Annotated in this window: 11 protein-coding genes; 8 read left to right on the forward strand and 3 right to left on the reverse strand. The window is 60.1% G+C overall.

The window, feature by feature from the left end; genetic code table 11:
* The first annotated feature begins 172 nt into the window (after positions 1-172).
* The 6 genes from araB (at position 173) to rluA (ending at position 10,340) form a co-directional block, all read left to right on the forward strand.
* On the forward strand, positions 173-1,882 hold the full coding sequence (gene araB / locus QFI97_RS01010; RefSeq protein ID WP_346430405.1) for a ribulokinase: 1,710 nt from the start codon (positions 173-175) through the stop codon (positions 1,880-1,882).
* A 10-nt stretch (positions 1,883-1,892) separates the two neighbouring features.
* Positions 1,893-3,395 carry an L-arabinose isomerase gene (gene araA / locus QFI97_RS01015; protein ID WP_346430406.1) on the forward strand — a complete coding sequence of 501 codons (1,503 nt, stop codon included), beginning with the start codon at positions 1,893-1,895 and terminating at the stop codon, positions 3,393-3,395.
* A gap of 82 nt (positions 3,396-3,477) precedes the next feature.
* The gene (gene araD / locus QFI97_RS01020; protein WP_095104107.1) at positions 3,478-4,173 is read left to right on the forward strand and encodes an L-ribulose-5-phosphate 4-epimerase; all 696 of its coding nucleotides are present in this window, start codon (positions 3,478-3,480) and stop codon (positions 4,171-4,173) included.
* Between the two features lie 97 nt (positions 4,174-4,270).
* Positions 4,271-6,628, forward strand: a complete 2,358-nt coding sequence (polB, locus tag QFI97_RS01025; RefSeq protein WP_346430407.1) for a DNA polymerase II — start codon at positions 4,271-4,273, stop codon at positions 6,626-6,628.
* Between the two features lie 133 nt (positions 6,629-6,761).
* Positions 6,762-9,668, forward strand: coding sequence for an RNA polymerase-associated protein RapA (gene rapA / locus QFI97_RS01030; RefSeq protein ID WP_095103813.1), 2,907 nt, complete (start codon positions 6,762-6,764; stop codon positions 9,666-9,668).
* A gap of 12 nt (positions 9,669-9,680) precedes the next feature.
* Positions 9,681-10,340, forward strand: coding sequence for a bifunctional tRNA pseudouridine(32) synthase/23S rRNA pseudouridine(746) synthase RluA (rluA, locus tag QFI97_RS01035; RefSeq protein WP_331834548.1), 660 nt, complete (start codon positions 9,681-9,683; stop codon positions 10,338-10,340).
* A gap of 97 nt (positions 10,341-10,437) precedes the next feature.
* Here the strand turns inward: rluA and QFI97_RS01040 are convergent, their stop codons facing one another.
* Together QFI97_RS01040 and QFI97_RS01045 are read right to left on the reverse strand one after the other, a co-directional pair.
* Complete coding sequence (locus tag QFI97_RS01040; RefSeq protein WP_095103817.1) at positions 10,438-10,926, reverse strand: citrate lyase holo-[acyl-carrier protein] synthase; 489 nt, start codon at positions 10,924-10,926, stop codon at positions 10,438-10,440.
* Positions 10,927-11,096: 170 nt separating this feature from the next.
* The gene (locus tag QFI97_RS01045) at positions 11,097-12,464 is read right to left on the reverse strand and encodes a 2-hydroxycarboxylate transporter family protein (protein ID WP_095103819.1); all 1,368 of its coding nucleotides are present in this window, start codon (positions 12,462-12,464) and stop codon (positions 11,097-11,099) included.
* Positions 12,465-12,751: 287 nt separating this feature from the next.
* On the opposite strand from QFI97_RS01045, the gene QFI97_RS01050 reads away from it, so the two are divergent.
* A complete protein-coding gene (locus tag QFI97_RS01050) occupies positions 12,752-14,377 on the forward strand; it encodes an ATP-binding protein (RefSeq protein ID WP_331834546.1) in 1,626 nt (541 codons plus the stop codon).
* Positions 14,367-15,065, forward strand: a complete 699-nt coding sequence (locus tag QFI97_RS01055; protein WP_095103823.1) for a response regulator — start codon at positions 14,367-14,369, stop codon at positions 15,063-15,065. The genes QFI97_RS01050 and QFI97_RS01055 overlap by 11 nt, the downstream gene beginning before the upstream one ends.
* Before the next feature lie 30 nt (positions 15,066-15,095).
* On the opposite strand, the gene djlA is transcribed toward QFI97_RS01055, so the two are convergent.
* Positions 15,096-15,923 carry a co-chaperone DjlA gene (gene djlA / locus QFI97_RS01060; protein WP_331834545.1) on the reverse strand — a complete coding sequence of 276 codons (828 nt, stop codon included), beginning with the start codon at positions 15,921-15,923 and terminating at the stop codon, positions 15,096-15,098.
* Positions 15,924-16,136: the final 213 nt, after the last annotated feature.

The raw sequence follows: 16,136 nt of genomic DNA on the forward strand, positions 1-16,136 counted from the left end.
AACAAAAGTGTCTATAAATACGGCAGGAAAGTCCACATTGAATATTTGCACGGCGTCACACTTTGCGATGACATAGCAATATAGTCCATAAGATTAGCGAATACGGCCTGACGGTTTTTCCCGAGGATATCTACTGTTTCACCATGAATGGTTTTTAGCATGGAGTAACAGCATGGCAATTGCGATTGGCCTCGATTTTGGTAGTGACTCAGTTCGCGCTCTGGCAGTGGAATGCGCCACCGGCGAAGAGCTCGCCTCCAGCGTAGAGTGGTACCCACGCTGGCAGGAGGGGCTATTTTGCGACGCCCCGAATAATCAGTTCCGCCACCACCCGCGTGATTACATTGAATCAATGGAAGCCGCGCTGAAAAGCGTGCTGGCGCTGCTGAGCCCCGGGCAGCGCGCCGCCGTCGTCGGTATCGGCGTTGACAGCACCGGCTCGACGCCGGCGCCTGTCGATGCCGACGGCAACGTGCTGGCCCTGCGGGAAGAGTTCGCCAACAACCCGAATGCGATGTTCGTGCTGTGGAAAGACCATACCGCGGTAGAAGAGGCGGAAGCCATCACCCGCCTGTGCCACCAGCCGGGCAAAGAGGACTACTCCCGCTACATCGGCGGCATCTACTCCAGCGAATGGTTCTGGGCCAAGATCCTCCATGTCACCCGTCAGGATAGCGCCGTTGCGCAGGCCGCGGCCTCATGGATTGAGCTGTGCGACTGGGTTCCGGCGCTGCTCTCCGCGACCACCCGCCCGCAGGATATTCGTCGCGGCCGCTGCAGCGCCGGGCATAAATCGCTGTGGCACGCCGACTGGGGCGGTCTGCCGCCGGCCAGCTTCTTCGACGAGCTCGACCCCATTATCAATCAGCACCTCAGCTGGCCGCTGTTTAGCGAGACCTGGACCGCCGACGCGGCGGTCGGCACCCTCTGCACCGAATGGGCCCAGCGCCTGGGTCTGCCGGAAACGGTCACCATCTCCGGCGGCGCCTTCGACTGCCATATGGGGGCGGTAGGCGCCGGCGCGCAGCCTAATACGCTGGTTAAAGTCATCGGCACCTCCACCTGCGACATTCTGATCGCCGATAAGCAGAGCGTTGGCGCCCGCACGGTGAAAGGCATCTGCGGCCAGGTCGACGGCAGCGTGGTGCCCGATTTTATCGGTCTGGAGGCCGGGCAGTCGGCCTTTGGCGATATCTACGCCTGGTTTGGCCGCATTCTCGGCTGGCCGCTGGAGCAGTTGGCGCTTGCCCATCCGGAGCTGAAAGAGCAGATCCGCGCCAGCCAGAAACAGCTGCTGCCGGCGCTGACCGAAGCCTGGGCGAAAAATCCCTCGCTCGACCATCTGCCGGTGGTGCTGGACTGGTTCAACGGACGGCGCACCCCAAACGCTAACCAGCGCCTGAAAGGCGTAATAACCGATCTGAATCTCGCCACCGATGCGCCGGCGCTGTTTGGCGGCCTGGTTGCGGCAACCGCCTTCGGCGCCCGCGCCATTATGGAGTGCTTCACCGACCAGGGGATCCCGGTCATCAACGTGATGGCGCTGGGCGGCATCGCGCGCAAAAACCCGGTCATCATGCAGGCCTGCTGCGACGTGCTGAACCGGCCGCTGCAAATTGTCGCCTCCGATCAGTGCTGCGCGCTGGGTGCGGCCATCTTTGCCGCCGTCTCCGCCGGCGTATATAGCGATATTCCAACGGCCCAGCAGCATATGGCAAGCCGGGTGGAAAGCACCCTGCAGCCGCGTCCGGCCCAGGCGCAGCGCTTCGAACACCTCTATCAGCGCTACCGGCAATGGTCAGTCAGCGCTGAACAACAGTATCTCCCTTCGGCTGCACAGGCGGAAAAGGCCTCGCAATCTCAGCCAGCTCTCACCCATTAAGGACACCAAAATGACGATTTTTGCTAACTATGAAGTCTGGTTCGTGATTGGCAGCCAGCATCTGTACGGCGCGGAAGCGCTGCGTCAGGTCACAAAGCATGCCGAGCACGTGGTGAACAGCCTGAACGCCGAGGCAAAACTGCCGTGCCGGCTGGTATTAAAGCCGCTGGGCACCACGCCGGACGAAATCACCCATATCTGCCGCGACGCTAACTATGATGATAAATGCGCCGGCATGGTAGTGTGGCTGCACACCTTCTCTCCGGCCAAGATGTGGATTAACGGCCTGACCATCCTCAATAAACCGCTGCTGCAGTTCCACACCCAGTACAACGCGTCGCTGCCGTGGGACAGCATCGATATGGACTTTATGAACCTCAACCAGACCGCGCACGGCGGCCGCGAGTTCGGCTTTATTGGCGCCCGTATGCGCCAGCAGCATAGCGTGGTGACCGGCCACTGGCAGGATCGGGACGCCCATCAGCGCATCGGCTCATGGATGCGCCAGGCGGTCTCGAAACAGGATACCCGTCATCTGAAAGTCTGCCGTTTTGGCGATAACATGCGCGAAGTCGCGGTCACCGATGGCGATAAGGTCGCCGCGCAGATCAAATTCGGCTTCTCGGTCAATACCTGGCCGGTGGGCGATCTGGTGCAGGTGGTCAACGACGTCAGCGAAGGCGATATCAGCGCCCTGGTTGATGAATATGAAAGCAGCTACCGGCTGACTGCGGCAGCGCAGGTCCGCGGCGATAAGCGGCAGAACGTTCTCGATGCCGCGCGTATCGAGCTGGGAATGCAGCGCTTCCTGCAGCAGGGCGGCTTCCACGCCTTCACCACCACCTTTGAAGATTTACACGGCCTGAAGCAGCTTCCGGGTCTCGCCGTGCAGCGTCTGATGCAGCAGGGCTACGGCTTTGCGGGCGAAGGCGACTGGAAAACCGCCGCCCTGCTTCGCATCATGAAGGTGATGTCAACCGGTCTGCAGGGCGGCACCTCCTTTATGGAGGATTACACCTACCACTTCGACAACGGCAACGATCTGGTACTCGGCTCGCATATGCTGGAGGTCTGCCCAACCATCTCCACGGCGGAAAAACCGATCCTCGACGTTCAGCCGCTGGGCATTGGCGGTAAAGCCGACCCTGCGCGCCTGATCTTCAACACCCAAACCGGCCCGGCGATCGTCGCCAGCCTGATCGATCTCGGCGATCGCTATCGCCTGCTGGTTAACACCATTGAAACGGTGCCTACCCCGCACGCTCTGCCGAAGCTGCCGGTAGCCAACGCGCTGTGGAAAGCGCAGCCGGATCTCCGCACCGCGTCCGAAGCCTGGATCATTGCCGGCGGCGCGCACCATACCGTCTTCAGCCACGCCCTGACTCTCGAAGATATGCGCCAGTTTGCGGAGCTGCAGGATATCGAGCTGACCGTCATTGATAACGAAACCCGCCTGCCTTCCTTCAAAGATGCGCTGCGCTGGAACGAAGTTTATTACGCCGGCAAACGTTAAGAGGTCGCCCCCTCTTCTCCCTCTCCGCCGCTAAGGAGAGGAGAAGAGGGAAACCGTGCTGACCCGCTATTCGGAGTACACAATGTTAGAAGATCTGAAACGTCAGGTTCTGGAAGCCAATCTCGCGCTGCCCAGGCACAACCTGGTGACCTTAACCTGGGGCAACGTCAGCGCCGTCGACCGCGAGCGGGGCCTGCTGGTGATCAAGCCTTCGGGCGTCGACTACAGCGCGATGAGCGCTGAGGATATGGTGGTGGTGAGCCTGGAAACCGGCGAAGTGGTGGAAGGGAAAAAGAAACCCTCGTCGGATACCCCAACCCATCGCCTGCTATATCAGGCCTTCCCGACCCTCGGCGGTATCGTCCATACCCATTCACGCCATGCGACCATCTGGGCGCAGGCAGGCCAGTCAATCCCGGCGACCGGCACCACCCACGCCGATTACTTCTACGGCGCGGTTCCCTGCACCCGCCTGATGACCGACAGCGAAATCAACGGGGAATATGAGTGGGAAACCGGGCGCGTTATCGTCGAAACCTTCCGCGAGAACGCCATCGACCCGGCGCAAATGCCCGGCGTGCTGGTGCATTCCCACGGCCCGTTTGCCTGGGGGAAAAACGCGGAAGATGCGGTGCATAACGCGATTGTGCTGGAAGAGATCGCCTATATGGGGATTTTCTGCCGGCAGCTGGCGCCTCAGCTGCCGGATATGCAGCAAACCCTGCTGGATAAGCACTATTTACGCAAGCACGGCGCGAAGGCCTATTACGGGCAGTAGCGCCGCCGGGATGGGTCAAAATACCTGTATAAAACCCCAGCATCGCGCCGTGAACCAGGCTATACTCAGGCCTGGTTTGACTTGATGAGAGCACGGCGTGACTCAGCCACGAGAAGGTTTCTTACTGACCCGTCACTGGCGGGATACCCCGCAGGGCACGGAGCTGACCTTTTGGCTGGCGACCGACGACGGCCCCCTTCAGGTCACCCTGCCGCCGCAGGAGTCCGTGGCATTTATCCCCGAAGCGCAGCGTGCCCAGGCTGAACGCCTGCTGCAGGGCGAAAACGGCCTGCGCCTCGCCCCCCTCAGCCTAAAAGACTTTCACCGCCAGCCGGTTTTTGGCCTTTACTGCCGCGCCCATCGCCAGCTGATGCGCCTCGAAAAGAAGCTGCGCGAACAGGGCATTACCGTCTACGAAGGCGATATCCGCCCGCCGGAGCGCTATCTGATGGAGCGCTTTATTACCGCGCCGGTTTGGGTCGAGGGCGAAAAACGAGGAGCGCAGCTGCTCAACGCCCGCATGAAGGCCAGCCCGCACTACCGGCCGCCGCTGAAATGGGTATCGCTGGATATCGAAACCAGCCGCCACGGCGAGCTGTACTGCATCGGCCTGGAAGGCTGCGGCCAGCGGGTCGTCTACATGCTCGGGCCAGAGCCGGCGGCCTCTCCCGCCGTCGATTTTCAGCTGGAGTACGTCGCCAGCCGCCCGCAGCTGCTGGAAAAGCTCAACGCCTGGTTTGCCGCCCATGACCCGGACATCCTGATCGGCTGGAACGTGGTGCAGTTCGACCTGCGCGTGCTGCAAAAACACGCCGAGCGCTACCGTATTCCGCTGCTGCTCGGCCGCGGCAACAGCGAGCTGGAGTGGCGCGAGCACGGTTTTAAAAATGGCGTATTCTTCGCCCAGGCCAGCGGGCGGCTGATTATCGACGGCATTGAGGCGCTGAAATCCGCGTTCTGGAGCTTCCCCTCTTTTTCACTTGAGGCGGTAGCGCGCGAGCTGCTGGGTGAAGGCAAAGCCATCGATAATCCCTGGGATCGGATGGACGAAATCGACCGCCGCTTCAGCGAGGATAAGCCGGCGCTGGCAACCTACAATTTGCAGGACTGCGAGCTGGTGACGCGCATCTTCCAGAAAACGGAGATCGTGCCGTTTCTGCTGGAGCGCGCCACGGTTAACGGCCTGCCCGCCGACCGCCACGGCGGGTCGGTGGCCGCCTTCAGCCACCTCTATTTTCCACGCATGCACCGGCTGGGCTACGTTGCGCCCAACCTCGGCGAGGTTCCGCCGCAGGCCAGCCCCGGCGGCTACGTGATGGACTCCCGCCCCGGCCTGTACGATTCGGTGCTGGTGCTGGACTACAAAAGCCTGTATCCCTCGATTATTCGCACCTTCCTGATCGACCCGGTGGGGCTCGTCGAAGGCGGCGCCCTGCCCGATGACGAGCACAGCACCGAAGGCTTTCTCGGCGCGCGCTTCTCCCGCGAGAAGCACTGTCTGCCGGGTATCGTCGGCCAGATTTGGCACGGCCGCGACGACGCCAAGCGGCATAAAAACAAGCCGCTGTCTCAGGCGTTGAAGATCATTATGAACGCCTTTTATGGCGTGCTCGGCACCAGCGCCTGCCGCTTTTTCGACCCGCGGCTGGCCTCGTCAATCACCATGCGCGGCCACGCCATCATGCGCCAGACCAAAGCGCTGATTGAGTCGCAGGGCTATGACGTTATCTATGGCGACACCGATTCCACCTTTGTCTGGCTCAGGCGCGCCCATGATGAACAAGAGGCGGCGAAAATCGGCCGTTCGCTGGTGGCCTATGTCAACGACTGGTGGGCCGCCGAGCTGGGGAAAGCGCGCCTTACCAGCACCCTGGAGCTGGAGTTTGAAACCCACTTCTGCCGCTTTTTAATGCCGACCATCCGCGGGGCCGATACCGGCAGCAAAAAGCGCTACGCCGGAATGATTCAGGAGGCGCAGGAGCAGAGAATGGTCTTTAAAGGGCTGGAGACGGTGCGAACCGACTGGACGCCGCTGGCCCAGCAGTTTCAGCAGGAGCTGTACCTGCGCATTTTCCGCAACCAGCCCTATCGTGACTACGTCCTGGAGACGATTCGTCAGCTGATGAACGGCGAGCTCGACGATCGGCTGATCTACCGTAAGCGGCTGCGCCGACCGCTGGCGGAATATCAGCGCAACGTTCCGCCGCACGTCCGCGCGGCAAGGCTTGCCGACGAGCACAACGTCAGGCTGGGCAGGCCGCAGCAGTACCAGCAGCGCGGCAGCATCAAATATGTCTGGACCACCGGCGGGCCGGAGCCGGTCGATTATCAGCAGTCGCCGCTCGATTACGAGCACTATTTGTCGAAACAATTACAGCCGGTCGCGGAAGGAATACTTCCCTTTGTCGACGATGATTTTGCTACAATAGTGACAGGGCAGCTGGGGCTATTTTGACAGGTGACTATCACCGCAGCATCCAGTACCATAGCGCCCTTTCCACTCCTGGACCCAATTTTGATCTCTCTCCAGCCTATTCGGAGATGATCAACTATTGCCTGCAATTTAAGAACTAAAGAGCCGAACACATATGCCTTTTACACTTGGTCAACGCTGGATTAGCGACACAGAGAGCGAACTGGGATTAGGGACGGTAGTAGCGCTGGATGCGCGCATGGTTACCCTTCTTTTCCCCGCCATCGGTGAAAATCGTCTGTACGCACGCAACGACTCCCCGATCACCCGCGTGATGTTTAATCCGGGCGACACCATCACCAGCCACGAAGGCTGGCAGCTCCAGGTTGACGAAGTTAATGAAGAAAACGGCCTGCTGGCCTATACCGGGACCCGTCTGGATACCGAGGAAGCCAACGTTGTTCTGCGTGAAGTGCTGCTCGACAGCAAGCTGGTTTTCAGCAAGCCGCAGGACCGCCTGTTCGCCGGGCAGATCGACCGTATGGACCGCTTTGCGCTGCGCTACCGCGCGCGTAAATATCAGAGCGAGCAGTACCGGATGCCGTGGAGCGGCCTGCGCGGCCAGCGTACCAGCCTGATCCCGCACCAGCTGCACATCGCCCACGACGTTGGCCGTCGCCACGCCCCGCGCGTGCTGCTGGCGGATGAGGTCGGGCTCGGTAAAACCATCGAAGCCGGGATGATCCTGCATCAGCAGCTGCTGGCCGGCGCCGCCGAGCGCGTGCTGATCGTCGTTCCGGAAACCCTGCAGCACCAGTGGCTGGTCGAAATGCTGCGCCGCTTCAACCTGCGCTTCTCGCTGTTTGACGACGAGCGCTACGCCGAAGCGCAGCACGACGCTTATAATCCGTTTGAAACCGAGCAGCTGGTGATCTGCTCCCTGGATTTTGTGCGCCGCAGCAAGCAGCGCCTTGAGCACCTGTGTGACGCCGAATGGGATCTGATGATCGTCGATGAGGCGCACCATCTGGTGTGGAGCGAAGATGCGCCGAGCCGTGAATACCAGGCCATTGAACAGCTGGCCGAACGCGTGCCGGGGATCCTGCTGCTGACCGCCACGCCGGAGCAGCTGGGGATGGAGAGCCATTTCGCCCGTCTGCGCCTGCTGGACCCAAACCGTTTCCACGACTTCGCCCAGTTCGTTGAAGAGCAGCAGAACTACCGCCCGGTGGCCGACGCCGTCGCCCTGCTGCTGGCAGGCAACAGGCTGAGCGATGCCGATCTGAATATGCTCGGCGAGCTAATCGGCGAGCAGGATATCGAGCCGCTGCTGCAGACCGCCAACAGCGATCGCGACGGAGCCCAGTCCGCGCGTCAGGAGCTGGTCTCCATGCTCATGGACCGCCACGGCACCAGCCGCGTTCTGTTCCGTAACACCCGTAACGGCGTGAAAGGCTTCCCGAAGCGCGAACTGCACACCATTCGCCTGCCGCTGCCGATGCAGTACCAGACGGCCATCAAGGTCTCCGGCATTATGGGCGCGCGTAAAACCGCCGAAGAGCGCGCTCGCGACATGCTCTATCCGGAGCAGATCTATCAGGAGTTTGAAGGCGATAGCGGAACCTGGTGGAACTTCGACCCGCGCGTCGAGTGGCTGATGGGCCACCTGACCAGCCACCGTTCGCAGAAGGTGCTGGTGATCTGCGCGAAAGCCGCCACCGCGCTGCAGCTGGAACAGGTGCTGCGCGAGCGTGAAGGCATTCGCGCCGCGGTCTTCCACGAAGGGATGTCGATCATCGAACGCGACCGCGCCGCCGCGTGGTTTGCCGAAGAGGACACCGGCGCACAGGTGCTGCTGTGTTCTGAAATCGGCTCCGAAGGCCGTAACTTCCAGTTCGCCAGCAACCTGGTGATGTTCGATCTGCCGTTCAACCCGGACCTGCTGGAGCAGCGTATTGGCCGTCTGGACCGTATCGGCCAGGCGCACGATATTCAGATCCACGTACCGTATCTGGAAAAAACCGCCCAGTCGGTGCTGGTCCGCTGGTATCACGAAGGCCTTGATGCCTTCGAGCACACCTGCCCGACCGGCCGCACCGTTTACGACAGCGTCCATGATGAGCTGATTAACTATCTTGCCGCGCCGGAGACGACCGACGGCTTCGACGCGCTGATTAAATCCTGCCGCCAGCAGCACGACGCGCTGAAAGCGCAGCTGGAGCAGGGCCGCGACCGCCTGCTGGAGATTCACTCCAACGGCGGCGAAGGGGCGCAGGCGCTCGCCGAAAGCATTGAAGAACAGGATGACGATACCAGCCTGATCGCCTTTGCCATGAACCTGTTTGATATCGTCGGTATCAACCAGGACGATCGCGGCGAGAACCTGATTGTGCTGACTCCGTCCGATCATATGCTGGTTCCGGACTTCCCGGGCCTGCCGGAAGACGGCTGCACCATCACCTTTGAGCGCGACGTCGCGCTCTCCCGCGAAGACGCGCAGTTCGTCACCTGGGAGCATCCGCTGATTATCAACGGCCTGGACCTGATCCTTTCCGGCGATACCGGCAGCAGCACTATCTCGCTGCTGAAGAACAAGGCGCTGCCGGTCGGGACACTGCTGCTCGAGCTGATTTACGTCGTCGAAGCGCAGGCGCCGAAGCAGCTGCAGCTTAATCGCTTCCTGCCGGCCACGCCGGTACGCATGCTGCTGGATAAGAACGGCAACAACCTCGCCGGCCAGGTGGAGTTCGAGAGCTTCAACCGCCAGCTGAGCGCCGTTAACCGCCATACCGGCAGCAAGCTGGTCAACGCGGTGCAGCAGGACGTTCACGCGATCCTGCAGCTCGGCGAAGCGCAGGTCGCGAAGGCCGCTCAGGCGCTGATCGCAGCGGCGCGCGATGAGGCTAACGACAAGCTGTCGGCGGAGCTGTCGCGTCTGGAAGCCCTTAAAGCGGTTAACCCGAACATCCGCGATGACGAACTGTCGGCAATTGAGAGCAACCGTCAGCAGGTGATGGATGCGCTGGCCCAGGCCGGCTGGCGTCTTGATGCGCTGCGTTTAATCGTCGTCACTCACCAGTAACGGAACGCGAATATGGCGATGGAAAACTACAATCCGCCGCAGGACCCCTGGCTGGTTATCCTCTATCAGGATGAGCACATTATGGTGGTCAACAAGCCGAGCGGCCTGTTGTCCGTGCCGGGGCGGCTGGAGGATCATAAAGACAGCGTGATGACGCGCGTGCAGCGCGACTTTCCGCAGGCCGAGTCGGTTCACCGGCTGGATATGGCCACCAGCGGCGTGATTGTGGTGGCGCTGACCAAAGCGGCAGAGCGCGAGCTGAAGCGTCAGTTTCGCGAGCGTGAGCCGAAGAAGCAGTACGTCGCCCGCGTGTGGGGTCACCCGCAGAAAGCAGAAGGCCTGGTGGATTTGCCGCTGATTTGCGACTGGCCGAACCGGCCAAAGCAGAAGGTGTGCTACGAAACCGGCAAGGCGGCGCAAACCGAGTATGAGGTGCTGGAGTACGCGGATGATAACAGCGCCCGCGTGCGCCTGAAGCCGATTACCGGGCGTTCGCACCAGCTGCGCGTGCATATGCTGGCCCTCGGCCACCCGATTCTCGGCGACCGCTTTTATGCGACGCCGGAAGCGCTGGCTATGGCCCCGCGCCTGCTGCTGCACGCGGAGATGCTGACCATCACCCATCCCGCTTTCGGCAACGCAATGACCTTCCGCGCGCCGGTCGACTTCTGACCGCTGATTCCCCGAGCTATGGCGTAAGCGCCTTACCCGGGCTACCCCGCCCCTCCGCTAAGCGCGGCGAGAGCGGGGTTCCTCACGCTATCATCCGTTAGTCGCGGGCAAACCAGGCGTCAATCATCTGCTCTACGTGAGCGGCCGACTGCTGCGGGTGGCGATCGTTGCTCTCGGCAGCAGACGGGCGGCTCTGCAGGCCGTCCGCCGGGCAAATCACTTCGATATTCCATAAACGCCCCAGCGGATGGGATTGCGTCAGCTCCGTGCAAAGCGCGTTAATTTCACTGGCAGAGTGCTCAACGCACCACAGCGCTTCCGGCCCGGTTGGCAGCCACTGCACCTGGCGGTCCAGCGTTTGCCAGCGGTGTTTCCACAGCAGCTGATCGAAAGCCTGCAGCGCCACGCCCATCATATTGCGATAGCGGATGCTGTCTTTCTCCGCGCCCGGCGTCACCAGGGTGAGCGAAATAACCGGCTGCTGATAATGGGTTAACAACTCGCTCTGACGAGCTTCACGCTGCGCTTTCACCGCCAGCTGGGTTTCTACGCTGGCGCCCGCACGGGCGGGAGTATCCACGGACATTAATTCCTCTCCTTCACTGAATAAAATAACGACGGCAGGGCTGCCGTCGCGATAACGGATTTCGCTGCTGATTGTATCGCTAAATGAACAGAATTTAGGATACAGGACAAAGAAATTTTCTTCGTCCTGTGGAGGGAAATAGCAGTTTTTCCTGTTAGCACAGAACTAAATCACGCCATAAAGTGACTCAGAAACAGCAGGCCCAGAGAGACATTGATCGCTCCACCGATGCGGGTGGCGATTTGGGCGAACGGCATCAGGTTCATTCGGTTGCCGGAGGTCAGAATCGCCACATCGCCGGTTCCTCCCTGGCCGCTCTGGCAGCAGGAGACGATCGCCACATCGATCGGATGCATGCCAATTTTTTTACCGACAAAGAATCCGGTCGCCACCAGCGCGGAGACGGTGCTGATAATCACCAGCAGATTAGTGATAGTAAAGGCGTTAACCAGCTCCTGCCACGGCGTAATGGCGACGCCAACGGCGAACAAAATCGGATAGGTCACCGCCGTGCGGAAGAACTTATACACCACCTGAGAGCCCTCCTGCAGGCGCGGCGATACGCCGTTAGCCAGCTTCAGCAGCACCGCCAGGAACAGCATCCCCACCGGCGCCGGCAGGCCAATCATCTTTTGGCCCAGCATCCCCAGCATATACAGCAGCACCGCCAGCAGCGCCCCGGACGCCAGCGTCGCCACGTCCGTTTTGCCGCCGAAGCTTTCGTCACCGGCGGTTTCACGATGCGTTTCATTGCTGCGGTTCGGCATCAGCTGGCCTTCGCCAGTCAGATGCGGGAAGCGCTTGCCCAGCTGGTTCAGGCTGCCGGAGATGACAATCGCCGTCAGGCTGCCCAGCATAACCATCGGCAGAACGCGGCCTAACGCGACGCCCTGATCCATATGCAGCAGCGCGGCATAGCCAATCGACAGCGGTATCGCCCCTTCCCCTACGCCGCCGGCCATAATCGGCAGGACGATAAAGAAAAATACCTGGAACGGCTCCAGGCCTAATGCCGTCCCGACGCCAACGCCGACCAGCATGCCGACAATTTCACCGCACACCATCGGGAAGAAAATGCGCAGGAATCCCTGAATCAGCGTGGTGCGGTTCATGCTCATTATGCTGCCGACGATAATGCAGCAGATGTAGAGATAGAGAATATTGGTCGACTTGTAGAATTTGGTGGTGGATTCAACCACCACGTCCGGCAGCAGGCCGTAATGGACCAGCGCCGAGGGAATAAAGGTCGCACAGATCGCCGCCGCGCCTAGCTTGCCGAGCACCGGCAGGCGCTTGCCAAACTCGCCGCAGGCAAAGCCAAAAAACGCCAGCGTCGCCACCATCACCACAATGTCGCTCGGCAGCTTGCCGCCCAGACAGTCAAGGGCAATTAAGCCGCCGGCCAGCAGGAACAGAGGCAGCGGGATAATCCCGACTTTTCGGTTATCCATAACGTGCCACCAGCGCTGTTTCAGCGTGGCCTTTGGGGTGTCGATGGGGTCGAGGGTCGCAGAGAATGCATTGTCTGTGGTGCTCATAGGTTTAGCCCTTTAGTTATTATTCATCTTCAGACTAGGGGGGAATAAGCCGACTTAATGTGAGGATCGCCAGATTAAAAATGAAGTTTTAATGGGCACTATGGTTTTTATGGTTTCTATTCCCGGCGTGATATATCTCTGATTTATTAGCGTGGTTTTTATGGTTTTTTGTCGCAAGCGCTATAGATCATTTATAAATAGGCTTCGCGGATCGATCCTGTTCCCTGACCCCGGCGTAAGCGGCCGCTCGTTTCTTACCCGCCTTACTGAGACTCTGTACAAGGCCTATGAAAGTTTCCTTTCAATTTAAGCTGTTTATTTCCCTGGTGGCGTTTTTCTCGATCCTGTTTGCCCTGCTGGGCGTTTATTACTATTTCGATGCCAGCCATCAGCTTTATCAGGAGATGAGCACCCGCGCCAAAATACAGGCCGAAGAGATCGCCCTGATGCCCAATTTACGTCAGCAGGTTGCCCGCAAGGACCCGCAGGCGATCAAAACCTTTATGCAGGAAATAGCCGCCCGCAGCGACGCCAGCTTTATCGTTGTTGGCGACGCGCGGGGCGTGCATCTGTTCCACTCCGTGCACCCGGAATGGGTCGGTACCCGGCTGGTTGGCGGCGATAATCAGGCGGTGCTGGAAGGGCAAACCATTACCACTATCCGCAAAGGCGGGCTCGGGATTTCGCTGCGCAGCAAGGCGCCGGTGCGTAACGAGGCGGGCCAGGTGGTGGGCATCGTTTCCGTCGGCTATCTGACCAGCTACCTCGACAGCATCACGCTGCAAAAAGTCATCAATATCTTCGTCGCCGCCGTGCTGCTGCTGGTTGCGCTATTTATCTTCTCCTGGTACTTCACCCGCAGCATCAAAAAGCAGATCTTCTCCCTGGAGCCGCGGGAAATCGGCCTGCTGGTGCGCCAGCAAAAGGCGATGATGGAATCGATTTATGAAGGGGTCATCGTTATCGATCATACCCGCCGCATCAAGGTCATTAACCGCGCGGCCCGCAGCCTGCTCGGCCTTAGCCAGCCCGCGTACCGGCTGCGCGGGCAGTCCATTGATAGCGTCATCGTTCCGCAGCCGTTTTTCGCCAGCGGCGAGATGCTGGAAAGCGACACGCACGACGAGTTATGCCGCTTCAACCAGCTCACCGTACTTGCCAGCCGGGTGCGCATCATGCTGGAGAATTCGCTGCAGGGCTGGGTGATCACCTTCCGCGATCGCGATGAAATCAACTCGCTTAGCGCCCAGCTCAGCCAGGTGAAACGCTATGTGGATAACCTGCGCATCATGCGCCATGAGCAGCTCAACCGCATGACCACGCTTTCCGGCCTGCTGCATATGGGCCACTACGACGAGGCCATTCGCTATATTCAGGCGCAGTCGGAGCATGCTCAGGAGCTGCTGGACTTTATTTCATCCCGCTTTAGCTCGCCGACGCTCTGCGGCCTGCTGCTGGGCAAGGCCGCCCGGGCGCGCGAGAAAGGCGTCGAGCTGAGCTTCGATCCAGCCTGCCACATCGACCGCCCGCTGCCGTCATTAATCGAATCGGAGCTTATCTCTATCATCGGCAATCTGCTGGATAACGCCATTGAGGCCACCCAGCGCGCCGAATTGCCGCACGAGCCGGTTGAAGTGCTGATCCAGCTCAACGCCCGGGAGCTGATGATTGAAGTGGCCGATCGCGGCGTCGGTATTCGCCCGGAGATCCGCGATCGAATCTTTGAACGCGGCGTCACCACTAAAACCCGTGGCGATCACGGCATCGGACTGTATCTTATTGAACATTATGTCACTCAGGCTGGCGGCACCATCGAGGTCGCCGATAACTCGCCGCGCGGGGCCATCTTTACGCTATTTATTCCCGCCGACGGTCCGGCCCACCCGCCACAAGGGGCAAACTATGCATCATGACCTGGTCGATGTGCTGATCGTCGAAGATGAGAGCGAGCTGGCGCGGCTGCACGCCGAGCTGATTCAAAAACACCCGCGCATGCGGCTGGCGGGAATGGCCGCCTCGCTCACCCAGGCGCGGCAGATGCTCAACGCCAGCCCGCCGCAGCTGGTGCTGCTCGACAACTATTTACCCGACGGAAAGGGGGTGACGCTGATCACCGACCCGCTGCTGGCGAGCGCCAACTGTTCGGTTATTTTTATTACCGCCGCCAGCGATATGGAAACCTGCAGCCTGGCCATTCGCAACGGGGCCTTCGACTACATCCTTAAGCCGGTCTCCTGGAAACGGTTGAGCCAGTCTCTCGAGCGCTTCGTTCAGTTTTACGACCAGCAGCGGGAGTGGAAGATTGTCGATCAGCAAAACGTTGATTCGCTATATCAGCTGCAGGCGAAAAACTATCGCGCCGATAGCGGCAGTAAAGGGATTGAGGAAAAAACGCTGGCGCTGGTGCAGAACCTGTTTACCGGGCGGGAAGAACACTGCTTTTCGGTCGATGAGGTGGTGAACGACGCCGGCCTGAGTAAAACGACCGCCCGCCGCTATCTGGAGCACTGCGTGGAAACGGGCTTTCTGGAAGTGGAAATGCTGTACGGTAAAATTGGCCATCCGCGGCGGATGTACCGCCGCGCCAGGAGCCCGTCCTGATGCCTCACCCCGGCGGGAGAGGCCGGCAAATCAGAAACCGCGCTGCTCTTTGACCAGCTCCCAGGCCTTCTGAATATCCTGAGCCTTCTGCTTCGCCATCTCCATCATTTCCGGCGGCAGGCCCTTCGCCACCAGCTTATCCGGATGGTGCTCGCTCATCAGCTTGCGGTAGGCGCGCTTGACGGTCGCCGCGTCATCGGTCGGCTTCACGCCCAGCACGTTGCAGGCGTCCTCAAGGGTCGGCCCGCGCTGCGCCTGCTGCCAGCCGGCCTGGCCGCGGCCCTGGTTCCCGGAGTGCTGCTGCGAACCGCCGCCGAACTGAGCTCCGCCCTGCATCATCCGCAGGAACTGTTCAAACTGGGCGCGGGAGATCCCCAGCTCGTCGGCAATGACGAACAGAACCTCGCGTTCATTAGGGTGCAATTCGCCGTCGGCGAAGGCCGCCTGCAGCTGAATTTCCAGAAACATCCGAATCAAATCAAAGCGGCCGAAACAGACGCTGCGCAGCTGACGCATTTTCTCGCGCAGCGGATAATCATCTGATTTCCCTACGCGAAAGGCCTGCTGTGCCGCCGTACGCGACTCGCCATGCAAATTCATGCGATCCATCAGGATGCTGGCGACATGAATATCGGCTTCGGTAACGCGACCTTTGGATTTGGTCAGATGGCCCATCACCTCAAAGGTGGTGGAAAAGAACAGCGACTGCCGCTCCTGCTGGTTAGCAAAAACGTTAATCCGCCGACGGCGCGCGCGATCGAATATATGACCGACCAGTAAGCCCAGCACCACGCCCCAGAAACCCGCGCCCATCATCAGCGCAACCGCAACCCCAATTATTTTTCCCAAATACTGCATAGACTCCCCAATCTTTATGCCGCCAGTTAAGCTATATATGACCGCACGTTACAAAGCACTGACGCTTCGGTCAATTGTGGGACATAGCCTATAATTTGCTTTATCATACTCGTCATTCTACACGGTGCCTAACGCTCGGGATTGAAACGGGCAGGATTAACACTAGCGCGATGAAGATGAGTACGTTAGGCTCTGACCGTTTGCAAGCCGCTG

The sequence above is a fragment of the Klebsiella scottii genome (genome assembly GCF_036561945.1).
Lineage (GTDB): Bacteria > Pseudomonadota > Gammaproteobacteria > Enterobacterales > Enterobacteriaceae > Klebsiella > Klebsiella scottii.